Annotated in this window: 11 protein-coding genes and 1 tRNA gene; 10 read left to right on the top strand and 2 right to left on the bottom strand. The window is 56.7% G+C overall.

Features of this window, described 5'->3' with window-relative positions; genetic code table 11:
* Window positions 1-22: 22 nt before the first annotated feature.
* Window positions 23-547 (bottom strand): outer membrane protein, encoded by a 525-nt coding sequence (locus BMZ35_RS03640; RefSeq protein ID WP_165609996.1) that lies wholly within the window; start codon window positions 545-547, stop codon window positions 23-25.
* Window positions 548-821: 274 nt separating this feature from the next.
* A complete protein-coding gene (gene lipB, locus BMZ35_RS03635; RefSeq protein ID WP_093090959.1) occupies window positions 822-1,493 on the bottom strand; it encodes a lipoyl(octanoyl) transferase LipB in 672 nt (223 codons plus the stop codon).
* 171 nt (window positions 1,494-1,664) lie between these two features.
* On the opposite strand from lipB, the gene BMZ35_RS03630 reads away from it, so the two are divergent.
* From BMZ35_RS03630 to hsdR, 10 genes are all read left to right on the top strand, one after another.
* Complete coding sequence (locus BMZ35_RS03630) at window positions 1,665-3,272, top strand: peptidoglycan-binding domain-containing protein (protein ID WP_093090957.1); 1,608 nt, start codon at window positions 1,665-1,667, stop codon at window positions 3,270-3,272.
* Between the two features lie 136 nt (window positions 3,273-3,408).
* Window positions 3,409-3,495 (top strand) — tRNA-Leu (locus BMZ35_RS03625).
* 113 nt (window positions 3,496-3,608) lie between these two features.
* Window positions 3,609-5,183, top strand: a complete 1,575-nt coding sequence (locus BMZ35_RS03620; RefSeq protein WP_093090955.1) for a site-specific integrase — start codon at window positions 3,609-3,611, stop codon at window positions 5,181-5,183.
* 383 nt (window positions 5,184-5,566) lie between these two features.
* Window positions 5,567-6,001 carry a hypothetical protein gene (locus tag BMZ35_RS03615; protein WP_093090953.1) on the top strand — a complete coding sequence of 145 codons (435 nt, stop codon included), beginning with the start codon at window positions 5,567-5,569 and terminating at the stop codon, window positions 5,999-6,001.
* Between the two features lie 648 nt (window positions 6,002-6,649).
* Window positions 6,650-9,931 carry a bifunctional DNA primase/polymerase gene (locus BMZ35_RS03605; protein ID WP_093090949.1) on the top strand — a complete coding sequence of 1,094 codons (3,282 nt, stop codon included), beginning with the start codon at window positions 6,650-6,652 and terminating at the stop codon, window positions 9,929-9,931.
* Window positions 9,932-11,091: 1,160 nt separating this feature from the next.
* Complete coding sequence (locus BMZ35_RS03600) at window positions 11,092-11,727, top strand: recombinase family protein (protein WP_093090947.1); 636 nt, start codon at window positions 11,092-11,094, stop codon at window positions 11,725-11,727.
* A 374-nt stretch (window positions 11,728-12,101) separates the two neighbouring features.
* A complete protein-coding gene (locus tag BMZ35_RS03595; protein ID WP_093090945.1) occupies window positions 12,102-13,550 on the top strand; it encodes a class I SAM-dependent DNA methyltransferase in 1,449 nt (482 codons plus the stop codon).
* The gene (locus BMZ35_RS03590) at window positions 13,547-14,641 is read left to right on the top strand and encodes a restriction endonuclease subunit S (protein WP_207502886.1); all 1,095 of its coding nucleotides are present in this window, start codon (window positions 13,547-13,549) and stop codon (window positions 14,639-14,641) included. The genes BMZ35_RS03595 and BMZ35_RS03590 overlap by 4 nt, the downstream gene beginning before the upstream one ends.
* Before the next feature lie 10 nt (window positions 14,642-14,651).
* On the top strand, window positions 14,652-15,374 hold the full coding sequence (locus BMZ35_RS03585) for a hypothetical protein (protein WP_093090943.1): 723 nt from the start codon (window positions 14,652-14,654) through the stop codon (window positions 15,372-15,374).
* Between the two features lie 4 nt (window positions 15,375-15,378).
* Window positions 15,379-17,703 (top strand): EcoAI/FtnUII family type I restriction enzme subunit R, encoded by a 2,325-nt coding sequence (gene hsdR, locus BMZ35_RS03580; RefSeq protein ID WP_093090941.1) that lies wholly within the window; start codon window positions 15,379-15,381, stop codon window positions 17,701-17,703.
* Window positions 17,704-17,763 lie beyond the last annotated feature (60 nt).

Below are 17,763 nucleotides of genomic sequence, written 5' to 3'. Positions count from 1 at the left end.
ATGATCAGCGATTCGCGACTGTTCAGAAACGATAATTGAACTTCAGCGCCGCGCTGGTGTCTTCGAGCCGACGACCGGTGGTGCCAAAGCTGTTGTATTCTGCCTTGAGCACTTCGAGGCCGACGCTCCAGTTGTTTGACAGCATGCGTTCGACGCCGAACCCGTACACGAACCCGTCATCTGTCATCGACCCGGCCCCGGTGCTTACCGATCCGCGGGTCACGCCAGCGGTTCCGTAAAACAACGTGCCGTCGAAATCGTAGCCAAGGCGGCCCTTGAGGGCGACGGATTCATCGAAGGTGCCAAACCCAAGCCGGTTGTCGGGGCGCCGGTATTCGATTTCACCCCCTGCAACCCAGTCGCCGAAGTCGTAGTTGTACCCGGCCTGAAGGCCGCCGAAGGCGTTATCGTCGCGGACGCCAGCGGATTGGCTTTCGCCAAAGCCCAGCTGGGCGCCGCCGTAAAAGCCGGTCCAGTCGGTTGCAAGGGCCGGGGTGGCCATGGCGCCGACGAGGGCGACAGCGGTGAGTGCGGATGCGGTTTTCATTGTCTTGTCCTTTCCCATTCAAGGGGCCCATTCACGGGTCTTTCGAGCCTTTGCTCGGGACCGACATATGGAGGCAAGAAGCGGGTTCAATCGGGTAGGCGGGCAAACCAAAGAAACAGGTCCCAAAGCGTAAGAATCAGGCTGCACCATGCCGATGCAGGCGGAAGAACCGGCGAGTTTCAGCCGCTTGCGATCGATCGCGAAAATGTGGGCGCGCGCCCTCTTGAATGCGGTCGCTTGCAGGCTGGTGTCCGGGGGGGCACCTTTGGGGGCGTCAGGACGCGGGGGGCACAGCCGCGTCGCCAAAGATGTCTTCGAAACAGCGGCGCAGGGCGACATCGAGGTCATCCATCGTGACCGGCAGGCCGAGATCGACCAGCGAGGTGACGCCATGTTCGGTGATGCCGCAGGGCACGATGCCGGTGAAGTGATCGAGGTCGGGTTCAACGTTGATCGAGATGCCGTGGAAGCTCACCCATTTGCGCAGGCGGATGCCGATCGCGGCAATCTTGTCCTCGGGTTTCTGGCCGGTCACGGTGAGGGGTTTGTCATCGCGGGTGATCCAGACACCAACGCGCCCGTCGCGGATTTCGCCGCGCAGGTTGAACTCTGCCAGGGTGGCAATCACCCACTCCTCGAGCTGCTGGACAAAGGCGCGGATATCGCGCCCGCGCTTGTTGAGATCGAGCATCACATAGGCGACGCGCTGTCCGGGGCCGTGATAGGTGTATTGGCCGCCGCGCTTGGAGGTGTAGACCGGAAACCGGTCCGGATCGGTCAGGTCGGCGGGTTTGGCCGATGTTCCGGCGGTATAGAGCGGAGGGTGCTCGACCAGCCAGATACATTCCTCGGCCTCGCCTGCCGCGATGGCGGCGGCGCGGGTCTCCATGAAGGTGACGGCCTCGTCGTAATCGGTCAGGCCGTCCGTGATGATCCATTCAACCATGCTGTGCCCCAGAAGATATGCGGTTGGTATCGAGTAAAAGGTCTGCGGGGCGAATGTCCAGAGCGCGCAGCCGCGCAGGTTTTTCTTCGCGGAGGGCGGGGATTGGGGTAGGCTCAAGGCATTCTTAACCCTTTTGGGGGTCAATTTCACAAAGTGATAGGGAGACAGGGGATGTTCAACAAGTCGATCAAGGCAACGATTGCGGCGGTGTTTCTTGCCACGTCCGGGGCGGCCCCCGCGCTGGCCAGCGACGTCGGTGCCGCAATCGTCGGCGGGATTATCGGCGGCGTCATCGTGAACGAGGCGCACAAGGACAAGCGGCGCAAACAGGCGGCGGCGGCGCGCTATTCCGCCACCCGCGCCTATAACCGCGAAACCCAGACCGCGCTGAACTATTTCGGGTTCAATGCCGGGTCTCCTGATGGGGTGATGGGGCGCCGCAGCAAGGCCGCGATCACTCAGTACCAGGTCTATGTCGGGTTTCCCGCGACCGGCAACCTGACACAGTATGAACGCGATTTCCTCGTCACGTCCTATAACCGCGCGCAGGTTGGGGGGGCACAGGTTGTCAAGGCGATGCAGTCGCACCAACACGGAGTTCGCAGCCTGTTGGCGGTCTGGCATGAAGAGGCGACGGGCGTGCGCACGCCCAACGCGTCGGGCTATGCCGGGATGCCGGTCGAGGTCAGCCAGGCGATCGACGAGGTGGCCCAAAGTTCGGAACCGAGCGCGGAACAGCTGATGCAGCGCTCTGGGTTCATCCAACTGGTCGACCTGAACGGGGATGGCAAGACGGACTATATTCTCGACACATCGGTCACGGGCAGCTCGTTCTGGTGCGGCGATCAGAGCTGTACGGTCATGGTGTTCGCGTCGTCCTCCCAGGGCTACAAGCGCAATGATTTCCTGACCAATGACGCCACGCCGGCGATGTTCTCGTGCCACCAGAGCGTCTGTCGCGTGAGCCAGTCGAGCACGACGCAGGTTGTGGTGGCGCCACAACCGACCCCGGTCATCAACACGCCGCCGCCATCGACCAAGGTGTCAAATCAGAATGCGGGCAATGGGCTGAACGGAATCACGCTTTTCAACACCGGCCCGAAAGAGGCGGCGGCGCCGTCTTTGGCCAGCCATTGTTCCAAGGTGTCGCTGCTCACCAGTTCGAACGGCGGTTTCATGACCGTGTCGAACATGAACGATCCCGAGCTGGCCATGAGCGAACAATTCTGCCTGGCGCGGACATACGCGATCGGAACCGGAGAAAACATGACCAGCGCGCTTCAGGGCGTGACCGCGGCACAGGTCGATAAGCAATGTGATGCGTTTGGCCCGGCGCTGGCCCCCTATGTGGCCAAGCTTGGCACCACGGATGCGGCGGCGCTGACCGGTGAAGTGCAGAAATTTGTCCTGACCTCGAACATGTCGATTGATCAGCTGGCAAACACCGCCAAGATCTGCCTGTTCTCGGGCTATCGTCGCGACCAGATGGATGTGGCGCTTGGGTCGGCGCTGCTGATGGTTGGTCTGGGGCAGAAGCCCTATGGCGAACTGGTCGGGCATCACGTGGCGCAGGGATATGGCGCCGCCGCCGACCCGGAGCGGGCGCAGGGGTGGTACATGATGGCGATCGAGGCGCTTGAGGGCGGGGCCGAGGCGGCCTTTGCCCCCGGACAGCCCGAGCGCGTCGCCCTGTTGCGTGCCGCGGTGAGCCGCGCGCCCGGAGGATTGGCCCAACCGCAACCCGCCGCCGCGCTGCCGACATTCAAGCTTGGTGAATGAACTGGAATTCGGGGCGGCCTGTGCGGCTCCAAAACCGGGCCGGACAGGCATTCATCAAAAGTTTCGATTAGGGCACATTTGCCTCTTCACATCCCAATCCGGCTCGTCTATACGCCCCTCACCCACCAGGGCATGTGCGGTCGTGGCGGAATTGGTAGACGCGCAGCGTTGAGGTCGCTGTTCCTTAACCGGAGTGGAAGTTCGAGTCTTCTCGACCGCACCATCATTTTTCTCATGAAAACAAAGAACATTAAGAACAACAGGCCCCTAAGCTTGAAAAACGTCACACAAAATGTCACACAATGATGTGTGACGATTCCATTTTGAGGTGGCGACATGGCACTGCCAAAGATTGAGGGAACGATCCAGCTACGGGGGCGATATCAGGCCAAGATTCGCGTGCCGGAAGAAATCCGCAAGCACTGGGATGGTAAAGAGGTCTACCAGAAGAGTCTGAAAACCAGCGACCCGAAAACCGCTGAGAAGGAAGTCCGGGCAATCCGGGCAATCATGGATGCGCAGCTTGAACAATCAAAGGCAGAGGAAGGATGGCGGGCGTTAGCCCGCCATCTGCCGCCGGACCAGAAGGCACTTTTGGACCGCGCAGGCGGGCTGTCAGGCCTGCTGAAACAATTTCAGGACGGCAAGGACGCGCTGGCGTTCATGGCGGCTGGTGAACCCTTCGCCGGTGGTGCAGAGATTGTAGAAGGTCCCAACGGTCAGCCGATCAAGGTGTTTGATGATGTAGACCCCGAGGCCTTGCAGGTCGAAGTGGCAGCGCACAGGGCCGCGTCAGCGGAGATAAAGGCACAGACAAATGCGCGGGGGCGGGTCTTGCGTCAAATCGGCGAAGGCGTTGAACTAGTCGGCGACGTGTTCAGCCTGCGTGATCTGGTGGAGGATTGGGCACCGTCCGTTGATGTACATACTGCTGAGAACGCTAGAACCTACGTGCGCCGCTTCACGGAGTTTCACGGCGAAATCGCGTTGCAGGACCTGACCGGCGTACATCTCCGCGAATTCACGGACGTGCTAAAAGGTCTGCCCAAAGTGCAGAGCGGCAAGCGTCGGGAAATGACGGTTCAGCAGCTTATCGCGGATGCGAAGAAGACCGGGGCGGAGACCATCGGTTATTCGACGCAGAAGAAATATTTCGACATGTTGAAAGGCCTCATGTCGCACGCGGTTGGGCGGCGATTTGTGGAGCCTGATCCATGGGCTGGAATGAAGCTGGTCAAACCGAAGACCAAGCACAGCGCAGAAAAGCCCCGCCGCGCCTTTACAGCAGCAGAGGTCAGGAAAATTCTGGAATTCGTCAAAGGATCGAACGCGGATCAATACGGCGTGACCACAATCGACCGCTGGGCGCCGTGGATAGCGGCGCACCACGGTCTTAGGCTGCAGGAAGCCTGTCAACTTATGAGGGGCGACTTCAAGGACATCGGAGGCGTCTGGTCGATGCAGATCACGGACGAAGGCGAAGAGCAGAAGACCAAAAATGCGGCGTCCGTCCGGTGGGTGCCAGTGCACCCGGCATTGATTGCGGCGGGGCTGCGCGGCGTGGTTGAGGCGCGCGCGGCTGACGCCTTCGCCTTCAATGAATGGGGGAGGAACAGCAAAAAACTGGAGGAACTGACACCGGACGAACGCGGACGCGTGTCAGCAAACTACGGCAAACGATTCTCACACCTGTTGCGGAAAAAGTTGGAGATCACTGACACCAAGGCGGTTTTTCATTCGTTCCGGCACCGGTTTAAGGATGCCTGCGACAACGTCAATATGTCGGATCCGCACCGCCGCTATCTTTCCGGAAGAGCCAATGAGGACTCTGTGGAGGGCGGGTACGGCGACGGTGCGGGCATGGCCTATTTGCTGGAGTCGTTGGAAAAGGTCGACCCCATGCGCGGGTGATAGAACTGGCAACGCAAATGGCGTGACCGTTTGCGCGTCTACATTGACACAGGCGATCTTGTGTGGCATTATTCACACACTAAAGGGCGACACCGGGGGTGTCGGCCCACCGTGCCGGGGGCGCGTTTTTCCTACATAACAACTCTAAGGTTTCGCTATGCTTACCGCGTCAAAAGTCGCGCGGGCGCTGGGCGTATCTAAGGGCCGTGTGTATCGCGCCCTGTCACGCCCTTACCCGCTTCCCTATATCACTATCGCTTCCGCTGCAAAGGCAGGGGGGCAAGAACGGCACTACACAATAGGCGTTCTTCTGCCACGTCTAAAGGCGACATTCGGCATTTCACCTGAACAGACCAAGGCCTTGTTTGTGGAGGGCGGGTACAATGTCTGATCAGAACACAATCCGGAATATCATGGCTGGTCTTACGAAGCCCCAACTTCGGAGACTGGAAGACTTTCATACGCAAGTAGCCGTCGAGCTGGCTCGTTTCTACGGCGACCGTCTTTCGCCGATAGTTGCGCACGTTCTCGTTCAGGAAAGTACGACATGCCCTGAGGTCTTGGCGAGTGTGGAGGGAATAAGTGGTTGTATACCTACTACGCATGCCGAGTGGGGTGTCTTCGTCCAGAAACTGGTAAATGAAAACGAAATCGCTCAGCGCAATCTCGCCTTCTCAGACGAAAGGAAGCGAGAGGCGATGCGTCAGGAAGAACTGGCCTCACTTCGTCCAGACCAACGCGTAACGCTGGCACGCAACGGCGAGCTGGACCGCTACCTCGCAGATCGCATTCAGGAGAGGCTGCACCAGAATGGCTGACATGTCGAAACAACTGCTATCGGTGATCGAGTATGTCTGTGACCGTCTCAGTGAGATCGAGCGCGGCACAGTCGTAGTGGTTCGAGGCAGGGACCTCTGCAACAATTTGAGGGTTGGCCCGCTGGCTGTGGCACGAGGCCTTCGAGCCTCTGGCTTCTGGCTTTGTGAAGATGGCCTGTGGCGATCCGTGGCCGGTCCAGAGCCGGTCAATCTCTTAGAAGAGTAGACGATAATGCCACTTTGGGAACGACAAGGTCATCGTCTCCGAGCCACTAGTCTCGTGTGATTCGGGTATGGCAGGCAAATCGGAGTCCTCTAGGCAGCTCATCGTCATGGCTAGATTTCTCTTGGCTGTTGCGGTGCGGACTCACAGAATTTCGTAGATTTCGTCTTAAAGAGAAAGAGTTTTCGCCTTAAAGGCGAGTTTCGGCCTGAATGTCCGAAAAGAAATTTTTTCGGACATTTCAGTGATTTGACGGGTGCGTAGAAAGGTGCATCATGTCCAACTCATCCGCCTGCTAGAGGTAGTGGGCACAATCTAATCGGGCACCATCACATCGTGGTCCGCCATCGCGCAGAAACAGTGTTTCTGTGATCGGCGGAGCTGTGCCCAGCGCCCAGTCGGGGTGCAATGAAAGGAGAAAGTGAATGACTGAGGCAGCAGCCCAGAAGACCGCCGACACACAGGCACCAGAGAAGAAAGCGAAACCGAAGCCGCCGCTACCATTTGACCCCCTGCCAGTCAAAGGTATCTGGGGGGTCCCGTCGAAACGGAATCCTTACCATACGAAGCGGGGTAGGGATGCCTATGCAGATGCACGACAGCGCCCCTATGGAAGGTACTGGAACCAAGCAGCGGCAACGCTCTTTGACGCAGGGTTGCGGCGTGACTATGACGACCCGAGTCACGCCGGGTCTGCCTTGCACAATACTTATACGTTGGCAGCAGCGATGCACTATGGCGATTGCGGTCTCCATGCAATCGACTGCCACGGACTTTACAACACAGGCTATCCGACTCTCACTTCGGGGAAAGGCATCAAACACCCACGCGGTGCGGGGTGGCAGAACGAGTCTTCCACGTCCCACGACAAGTTGGGCGCGCGATGGACTGGGGACGGTAAGTACCCCGCTGACAAAGAGGGTGACATCCATGACTATGCGGCGGTGGACAAGCCACGTAACGTCGGACTGACTTTTCCTCCGGGTTGCGGGATGTTCGTTTTGGACGAGGACGGCGAAACAGGGATGCAGTCTGTTCTCGACCTAGAAGCAAAGCACGGCAAGCTTCCCGAGACGTGGACGTCTGTCAGCGGCTCCGGCGGGCAGCACCGCATTTTCAAGGCTGACGTGCAGATTCACAACAGCAGCAACGAAGTTGGTCCAAAGATCGACATTCGCGGTAAGAACGGCTGTATTGTGGCCGCTCCGTCTGTGCATCCGTCACTTGGTTATTACCAGTGGAAAGAAGGTTGCGCGCCGGGGGAGATTGAGTGTGCAGAAGCCCCGGAATGGTTGGTCACAGCGGCGCTAGAAGCTTCAAAGCAGACACAGACGAAGGCAGGGCACGGGCGACGTCTCCGTCCGGAAGGGCAAGCGCCGTCGAAGGTGTATGAACCGAAAGAACCGAGCGGCGACAGTCGCGGCTTTGAGGCACACCTGTCCAATATTGGAGACCACGCCGGGGGCAAGGGGTTCAATGCCCCGATCTACAGCGCCGCATGCTCATGGTTCAGCGCGCATGGGGCAGACGCAGATACTGCGGAGCTTTTGACCCAGCTACAGGACGCGATTGCCGTTGCGGAGCGTAAGGGCGGGCGTGGGAAGTCCACTAAGTATGATACCGAGTCTCACCTGTTGGAGGAGATCGAGAACGCCCGGCGTTATATCAGGTCGAAAGAGGCGGAGGCGGCGGCATTCGAAGCCGCAGGCGGGGGAGAGTTCGACGCAGAAAGTCAGGAGCACAGCGGCAAGTCGCCGTCAGGCGACGGTATCAAGCTGGAAACCCGTGCCGATGTGTCAGAGGCCGTCAAAAACCTCGGTGATACCCCTGAACAGGAAGCTTTGGATTCGTTCATTGATCAGATCGAAGCACCATTGACGGCGGTTATTGCAGAGGAACTGGCAAAACGTCTGAAGACGGTGTCGGGGCTTCCTATCGCCGAAGTCCGGAAGATGTTGAAGCATCTGAAGGGCGCGGTGCACGACTCGGACTTCCCGCTTGTCTCTGTCAGTGAATCCTTTCGCGAGGCATGCGCCGAAACATACGCAATTATGACCGATCAAGGCAACGAACCGGAACTATTCCACAGCACGGAACGGCTTGTGGATATCCGGGAAGATGAGAACGGAAATATTAACATTCGTGCTATTGGTAAGGACCGATATAAGGCGTTGATGGAAGACCGGATCGACTTCGAGAGCAAAGGAGAAGTTGGTGAAGCCCCGCAAGGGGTGGTCAATAATGTGTACCAAAAGCCGCTGACCGGGTACCCGGCGCTACATCGCGTGATCAGTTCACCTGTCTACGATGTGGACAAAAACTTAATCACAGAGCCGGGTTATCATGCGGCGTCTGGGCTGTACTACAAGCCGAAGGAAGGCGTGATTATCCCGCCGGTCAGCGCCGTTCCAACCGAAGATGAGGTCAGGGAGACGGTCAGTAAACTGGTCGATGTGTTCGCCGACTTCCCGCTTGATGCACTGTCACGTGAGCAAATGACAGGGTGCGAGATTGAACGCGACGAAGACCAGAGGATCACGAAAGAGACCTACATCGGGGGCGGGATCGTTGACGGGCTAGAGTCGCCGTCGTTCTGTCACTTGTTGTCGGTGGGGATGACGTCCATTTGCCGTGATTTTATATTGGGGGCTACTCCGGGGCACTTGGGGCGAAAGGATCAGCCCAGAAGTGGGGCCACATTGGCGCTGAGCAACATTGGATACATGGCGACGTTGCAAAATCCCGCCCCTCAGTCACTGCCGAACAAGGCGGACGAAGTGTCAAAAACGGTGATGGCGTCGGTGGATAGCGGTCGGCCTCAAATATTCTTCGATAACATGCCAGATGACGGGAAAGTGGATTTTGGGGAACTGGCGGCGGCGATGACGGCATACCCGCTGTATTCGGGGCGGCGATTGGGTGTCACAGAAATGATCGACGCCGCCGTGCGAGCCGTGTTCATGTTCACCGGAAATCGCACCCATTTGAGCAAAGAGCTAGCAGACCGGATGATACTGATCGACATTGATCCGGAAATGGAAAACCCCGGCGACCGTCCGACTACCTCCTTCAAGTACAATCTGGCTGAACACGTGCCCGCATACGCGGGCGAATACCTGCACTGCCTGTTGACCCTCGTTCAGAATTGGATTGCCAAGGGGTGCCCTGAATGGTCAGGGCAGGCGCTGGGGGGCTTTGAGAGTCACGCAAAGGTCATTGGCGGCATCCTTGAGGCCGCAGGGATCAAGGGCTTCCTTGGCAACCGGGACAAGATGAAGACGACGGTGAAAGCTGTTTCGCCGGAAGCAGAACTTCTCGACGCGATGATCGATCTGCAACTGAAGGTTCCCACCCTGTTCCGCGTGGGGGAGGCGCACGCAGCCCCTAAGGAGGTCGGCAAGGTAGGCGAACGGAAGCCGTTCGAATATGCAGACCACCGCGTTATCTCGATCATGAAGGACGTTCTGAACGTTGAGGGCATCGCCATGAAGAACTGGGGTTACCTAACCGACGAGTCTGGCAATGTGTTTTATCCTGATAAGGCCCGAAACACGATTGCCGGTTTCATTGGCAATATGTCCCCTGTGCGGGAATGGCGCGACGAACAGACCGAAGAGGTGCAGCACCATGGGCGGTATGTTCTGAAAAAAGCTCACAAGGATAAACACGGTACACTGTACCGGTTCGAGAAGCTGGATTTGATATGATCGGGGTTGTGTGTTGGATACTTAGGAGGGGCCGCGTTAGCGGCCTTTTTTCTGTCTGATGCCAGCCTGATGCCAAGGGGCAGGGGTTGTCATCAGGACTGGCATCAGCCCAGTGTTTTTCTGATGTCGGGGTAGAGCGGAAAAGGGGGGTGGCATCAGGCTGGCATCAGGGCTGGCATCAGAAATCTCCTTGTGTACAAGGGGTTTGGGGCTTCTGATGGCAGGTATTCTTCTGATGGCAGGTATATTCAGGATTACTATAGGAAAGATATGTTTTTGGCCCACACACCCCGATACACAGGATAATGGGTAAAAACATATGTTTCCGGGGGATGACGGGGCCTAGCCCCCCTTGTCATCAGACCCCTGTCATCAGCCCCGATACCTGCACACAGGCAGCGCGCATGGATCGGGCCTACTTGGCGGCGGTTGTGCCTAGAACATGAAAAAAATCAGTAGAATGCCGATAAACGCAACAACGAGCCAAAAACTGTGCGTTACTGGGAGCGGAGGAGGTGACGGAGGAAAATGCGGGTGGGCCATAGCATTGTCATCTGAAAGCATATCGTGCCCGCACTGTGGGCAGGCAATAGAAGTGGGTGAAAGGTCTGTGTCGCAGTACGGGCAATTCATACCCAGTAGGCTGCAATGGGAGGGGTAAGTTTACAAGCTCTCTATGTTGCAGCGGTTCTCAAATGCCTGCATCGCCTTGCACGCTATCCCCCCAGATTTGGTTGGTTAACTGACCAATTGACCGGAAATGCCCATCACAGCAGCCGCCTGCCTCTGACAGTGCAACATCAAAATATTTAACATGTGTGCAAGTTTGGGGTCTCGTGAACATCCCCCATTTTTCGTATGCGGAAGGAATCAATCTCGTTTTGTGGCTGCCCATCTGTGCTAAGCGGTCAGGCCTGCCAATGTTAACCGTTCTAACACGGTTGCCTCGGCAAACTGCTTCCTGCGGTTCGCAAATTTCTAGGGCCTCTATTTGACTTTTTTGAACCACAAGGAGGGCAAGAGTTTTATAGAGTGTCCGCAAGGCTATGCCCTTGCGGTCAATTGGATTGTTGCGAAAAAATGTGTCCGTAAGGGTATCGAATCATCAACGGACACGATAAACAAAGGACACTACCCTTACGGACAAAAGGTGACCAAAAATGACCCAGACGATCCTGTACGCACGCGTCTCAACAGCGGACCAAACCTTGGAGCATCAGAGAACGCACGCAGAGGCCGCTGGGTTCAAGATCGACGACGTGGTCGCTGATCAAGGCGTGTCCGGTATTAGTACCAAGCTTGCCGAACGTCCCGAGGGGCGCCGCCTTTTCGACAAACTGCGCTCTGGAGACGTTCTGGTGGTTCGGTGGGTCGACCGTCTTGGGCGGGACTACGCGGATGTAACCGACACAATCCGCGAGTTCATGCGGAAAGGGGTTGTGATCAAGACCGTAATCAACGGAATGACCTTTGATGGTTCCACCACAGACCCCGTGCAACAGGCTGTCCGGGACGCGCTAATCGCTTTCATGGCGGCAACTGCGCAGGCACAGGCAGAAGCCACGAAGCAGGCCCAGCGGGCAGGGATTGCCCACGCAAAAGGCGATGCGCGGAAATACCCCGGCAGGAAGCCTAGCTTTGATCGGGCGACGTTCACGATGGTTCGTGATCTGCTAACGCAGGGAAGCGGAACTTCTGAAATCTCGCGAGCTGCAGGTATATCGCGTCAAGCCGTCCTGCGAATAAAAGAAGACCCTGCTGCGGCAGAAGCGGCGCTGGTCCGCTGGGGCATGTAAACTCCGGCATTGTCTTTCCATTGGTCTCCCTGTCAGCGAGCCTTTTGCCAAGCGGCAAAGGTTCCTGACGGGGGTACGTCCAATCACAAACTGGGGTTACAGGTGCCGTGGCTCTCGAACTCACCGAATTTCAAAAACAGTTGCAGGGACCCATTTAGACATTCTTTCACATAATCTGCTTTCGGAAAGCCATTTGATTTGCGCGCAAAAAATTTCAAAAATGTTGCACAATCCAAGTCTGATGCGACCACAAAATACCACAACCCTAGGGGTGAGCGTCGCTGGACATTTGTGCCGAACTGGAGCCATGGTAAGAGAAACTTGAACAGGCAATCGAAAGAAACGCCTGTGAATGGCAATTGATCCGGGGCAGCATGTACGAAAACGCATTCAACAAGATTGAGCGAGACCTGAGAGCAGAAGAGGGCATCGCCAACGAACTCGACTACGTCGAACAGACCTCATGGGTCTTGTTCTTGAAGTACCTTCATGACCTCGAAACAGAACGCCAGGATCGCGCTGAACTAGATGGCGAAGACTATACACCGATCATCGATGGAGACTTCCGTTGGGACAAGTGGGCCGCGCCAAAGAAGGGCGGAGAGTTCGATCACAACACCGCGCGTATCGGGGACGATCTGATCAAGTTCGTTGATCAGGACTTGTTCCCATATCTCGCTGCATTCAGGCAGTCAGCCACTGGACCACAGACGATCCAGTATAAAATCGGCGAGGTGTTCACAGAGCTGCGCAACAAGTTCCGGTCGGGTTATATACTGCGCGATGTGCTGGAGCAGGTGGACAGCCTGTCATTCAACACGCAAGCCGAACGGCACGAGCTTTCGGCACTCTACGAAACCCGTATCCGCCGCATGGGCAACGCTGGCCGCAATGGGGGCGAATACTACACGCCTCGTCCGCTGATCCGGGCCATGATCAAGGTGACTGATCCGAAAATCGGTGAAACCATCTATGACGGCGCTTGTGGTTCTGCGGGCTTCTTGTGCGAGGCCTACGACTACATGAGGACTGACACCCTATCGGCGTCCGAGTTCGAGACCTTGCAAGCCAAGACCTTTTATGGACAGGAAAAGAAGGGTCTCGCCTACATCATCGGGATCATGAACATGGTCCTGCACGGGATCGAAGCTCCGAACCTCTTGCATTCCAACACGCTGAACGAGAACGTGATGGACATTCAGGAGAAGGATCGTCACGACGTTATCCTAGCCAATCCCCCATTTGGTGGCGGCGAACGGCGGGAGGTTCAACAGAACTTTCCGATCCGTACGGGCGAGACTGCCTATCTTTTCCTTCAGCACTTCATCCGCAAACTGAAAGCCGGTGGACGTGCTGCGGTGGTGATCAAGAACACCTTCCTCAGTAACACCGACAACGCCTCGGTCGCGCTGCGCAAGGAATTGCTGGAGGTTGCCGAGCTACACACTATTCTCGATTGCCCGCAAGGCACGTTTCAAGGGGCGGGTGTAAAAACCGTGGTGCTGTTCTTCGAGAAAGGCGCGCCGACGCGGGACATCTGGTATTACCAGCTTGATCCGGGCCGCAGCCTTGGCAAGACCAGCCCGCTGAACGACGACGATCTGGCGGAGTTCGTGGAGCTGCAACGCACCCGCCCAAACGAGCCGCAAAGCTGGATCGTCAACCGCGCCGATCTGGACGAGGACACCTACGACCTGTCGGTCAAGAATCCCAACGCACCCGAGGCCGAGGCGCTCCGTAGCCCCGAAGAGATCATCACCGACATGCTGGCACGGGATGCCGAGACTACGCAAATCCTCCAAGACATTCGGGGGGTGCTGTGAAGGACATCGCTGAGTTCGGCTGGCCAACGAAGCCACTGGGCGATCTAGTGGATGTGCTCGACCGATTGAGAAAACCGATCACCAAAAAAGATAGGAAGGCCGGCCCTTATCCATACTATGGAGCTACCGGTGTCCTTGACCACGTGGACGGATACCTCTTCGATGAACCATTGGTTCTAATTGGCGAAGATGGTGCGAAGTGGGAAGCTGGTGCAAACTCAGCTTTCGCTATTGAGGGCAAGACGTGGGTAAACAACCATGCTCATGTGATCCGCCCGCATAGAGACCAAGTCTTGGATGGCTGGCTGATCTACTACTTGAACGGTGCGGACCTAATGCCGTTCATATCTGGCATGACGGTTCCTAAGCTAAACCAAGGTCGACTGCGGGAAATCCCAATCCCATTGCCGCCACTCGAAGAACAACAGCGAATTGTGGCGGTTCTGGACGAGGCCTTCGAGGGGCTGGTTCGCGCTCGCGCCCATGCCGAAGCCAACCTCCAAAACGCACAGGAGTTGTTGAAGAGCGCTCGAAGTGTTGCGCTTGATCCTCCAGAAACTCAGGAAGGATGGCATAGACTTAAGTTGGGTGATGTTGCCACGCTTCAACGTGGTTTTGATCTTCCGAAAAGGCTCAGAACGAGAGGACGTTTTCCACTGGTCACGTCGAGTGGGCCAACGGACACCCATTCACAGGCAAAAGTAAAAGGTCCGGGTGTCGTAACAGGGCGAAGTGGGAGTATTGGGAATGTGTTTTTCATCGAAGAAGATTTTTGGCCACTTAATACCGCACTGTACGTCAAAGATTTTCACGGCAACGAGCCTAGGTTCGTATTCCATATGTTAAAGAGCTTTAACCTTGCGCGATTTGCATCTGGGGCAGGCGTTCCAACTTTGAACAGGAACGATGTGCATTATGAAGTTGTAGAGCTTCCAAAGTCACGCGATGCACAAAAGAAAATAGTCGAACACATGGATGCAATTAGTGAACAGATAGGACGAGCTGAGGTGCTCTACGAGGCGAAGCTTCAAGACCTCGAAGACCTTCGACAATCCCTTGTGCAGAAAGCCTTCGCGGGTGAATTGACTTGAAGGGAGCATCATGAGCCAGCAACCAAAAAAACACCGCCTACCCATTCGCTTCGTCGACGGTGCATTTGAAATGGAGTTTGGCGGTGCCGTCCCAGTTGCGGACGGCGCGGAATGCGAACTAATTATCAGCGAGGACAAGATCAGCGATCCGGCTCTGTTGAAATCGCTGCGCAGCAAGAAAGCGATCAGGATTCTTGAGAAGGGTACCAAGCTGATTGCAATGCTGTCGGGTAGCCGTCCTGAAGAAGTCACCGACGAACTTCGACAGGCGACGTTGCCTGCGGATTTCGCGTCTCGAAGTCTTGGTAAATGGTTTGAACGCTGGGAACGGCGGTCAGCTTTGCGCAACTTTGTTGAGGTCGAAATTGGCCCTGCCGACGACAGACAGCGGCAATTGCCGGACATGGAAAGCGGTGGTCTCTGGCTTACCGTCCAAGGGTGGCGAGCGGTGGGGTTGGAGTCCTCGCAGATCATCCTGCCAGAGTGTGTGTCGAGCGAACCGGCGACCAGCCTGAACCATGCCTATACGCTCTTGTCTGAGGCCTATGAACCTTGGCGCATCTCACACACAGGGAACATCTATGAACAGGTCCTGTATCAGGAGGGCAACGGTAAATGGTACCCGCTAGAGTTCCTGCGCGATGAGACCGAGCTGGAAGAGGGGCAAACCATTGCCAAGGCGCATTGGGAACGTTTCCTGCGTGACATGAAGCCTCGCAACCCGGGACAATGAGCTGATGAGTATTCACGAAGAAACCGAAGCTGATACCCGTGCGGAGCGGATTGACCCTGTTCTTGCAGCGGCGGGATGGGGACAGAATGGCTCCAAGGTTCGTCGTGAGGTAATTTGTCCGGGGCGCATCCAGTCAGGTGGTACACGCGGGCGAGGTCTGTCGGCTGACTATGTCTTGATCCACAAGGGGCAGAAGCTCGCTGTTCTGGAAGCAAAACGCGCTGGGCTGAGCCATCGCGACGGCGTAGGGCAGGCAAAGGACTATGCTGGGCGTCTTGGCTCTCGCTTTGCATATGCCTCCAATGGATTGAATTGGTACCAGATCGACATGGCCAACGGGGCAGAGGGCGACATGTCCTTGCCCTTTCCGACACCTGATGAGCTTTGGGACCGTACGTTTACCGACCAAAACGACTGGCGTGAACGTTTTGGCGCTGTGGATTTCGAGACCGATGGAGGCAAGTGGGAACTCCGCTACTACCAGCACAAGGCTATTACGGCTGCGCTGGAGGCTGTGGCAAAGGGGGATCGTCGTATCCTTCTGACGCTGGCCACGGGCACCGGTAAGACGTCCATCGCCTTCCAGATCGCTTGGAAGCTCTTTCGGGCCAAATGGAATCTCTCAGGAGAGCCTGTGCGCCGCCCACGCATCCTGTTCCTAGCCGACCGCAACATCCTAGCCGATCAGGCTTACAACGCCTTCTCCGCCTTTCCCAGTGACGCTGTGACCCGGATTGACCCGGACACTATTCGCAAGAACAAGGGCATGCCTCCTAAAAACGCGAGCCTGTTCTTCACGATCTTCCAAACCTTCATGACTGGCGAGGGCGAACCGGTCTACACCCAGTACCCGCCAGACTTCTTCGACTTCATCGTGATTGACGAATGCCACCGTGGCGGCGCCAAGGACGAAAGCGAATGGCGGCGGTTGCTGGAGTATTTCGAACCAGCGGCGCAGCTTGGCCTGACGGCCACGCCTAAGCGCAAGCATAACGCTGATACCTATGCTTACTTTGGCGAGCCGGTTTATACGTATGCACTACGCGACGGGATCGAGGATGGCTTCCTTACGCCCTTCAAGGTTCGCCAGATGGCCAGCACCATTGACGAATACGTCTATGACGGCAGTGATTTATTGGTCGCGGGTGAGATCGAGGACGGAGAGACCTTCACCGAAGGTGACTTCAACACCAGGATTGTAATTCCCGAGCGTGAATTGAGCCGCGTGAGGGAGTTCATGGGCCAAATCGATCAGCGGCAGAAGACACTGGTGTTCTGCGCTACGCAAGATCATGCGGCATTGGTGCGCGACTTGATCAACCAAGTGAAAGACAGCACGAACCCGAACTACTGCCACCGTGTTACGGCCAATGATGGGGCAGTAGGGGAACAGCACCTTCGCGACTTCCAAGACAATGCCAAGACCATTCCGACGGTTCTGACGACCTCGCAAAAGCTCTCCACGGGTGTAGATGCGCGCAACATTCGGCACATCGTGTTGATGCGTCCAATTCGCTCCATGATCGAATTCAAGCAAATTATCGGGCGAGGGACCCGAACCTATGAAGGTAAGGATTTCTTCACGATTTGGGATTTCGTGAGGGCGCACGAAAACTTCAACGATCCAGAATGGGACGGAGAACCGCTGGCTCCAGAACCCCCGAAAGGACCGCGCACCCCTCCAACCGGACCTGAACCGGGGGGCGAACCGCCGGAACCGGGTGGCGGTGGTCCTGACGATCCCCCTCGCGCAAAAATCGAGGTGAAACTGTCGGATGGTAGTGTCCGTCGTATCAAATACGTTTCCGCGACGACCTACTGGAGTCCTGAGGGTAAGCCGATAACTGCGGCCGAGTTCCTAGAGCGGTTGTTCGGCGATCTTTCTGGGATCGTCACTGATGAGGATCAACTCAGGGCTATGTGGAGTGCCCCTGATAATCGGGAGAGGTTCCTCGAACAGCTTTCTGATCGTGGATACGACCGCGATAGGCTGGATGACATACGCAGGTTGGTTGACGCGCCAGACAGCGATCTTTTCGATGTCCTGAGCTACATTCTATTCACCAATACGCCCAAGACGCGCCACGACCGCGCAAATGTCGTTCGCACCGGCGGACTTGCCGACGCCAAACGAGACATGAAGGAATTGCTGCTTGCAATTCTAAGCGCCTATGAGGCACGAGGGGAAAGAGAGCTAGCAACCAAAAAGCTGGGGGCCTTCCTTACAGCGCGGTACGGCAGTGTCAGTGAGGGCAAAGCAAGGTTAGGCGATTTACCCGCTATCAAAAAGGCTTTCCTCCGCATGCAGGAAAAACTGTATGCGGAATAGGTGGCCTCCCATGTTGAGGAGCGCTTCAGCTTTTTGCTAGACATGCTCTTTCAGTTCATT

Origin of the sequence: Shimia aestuarii (genome assembly GCF_900114635.1) — a bacterium.
GTDB classification, from domain to species: domain Bacteria; phylum Pseudomonadota; class Alphaproteobacteria; order Rhodobacterales; family Rhodobacteraceae; genus Shimia; species Shimia aestuarii.
Note: the sequence above shows the minus strand (reverse complement) of the source record. Positions and strands in the feature narration are given on the sequence as shown.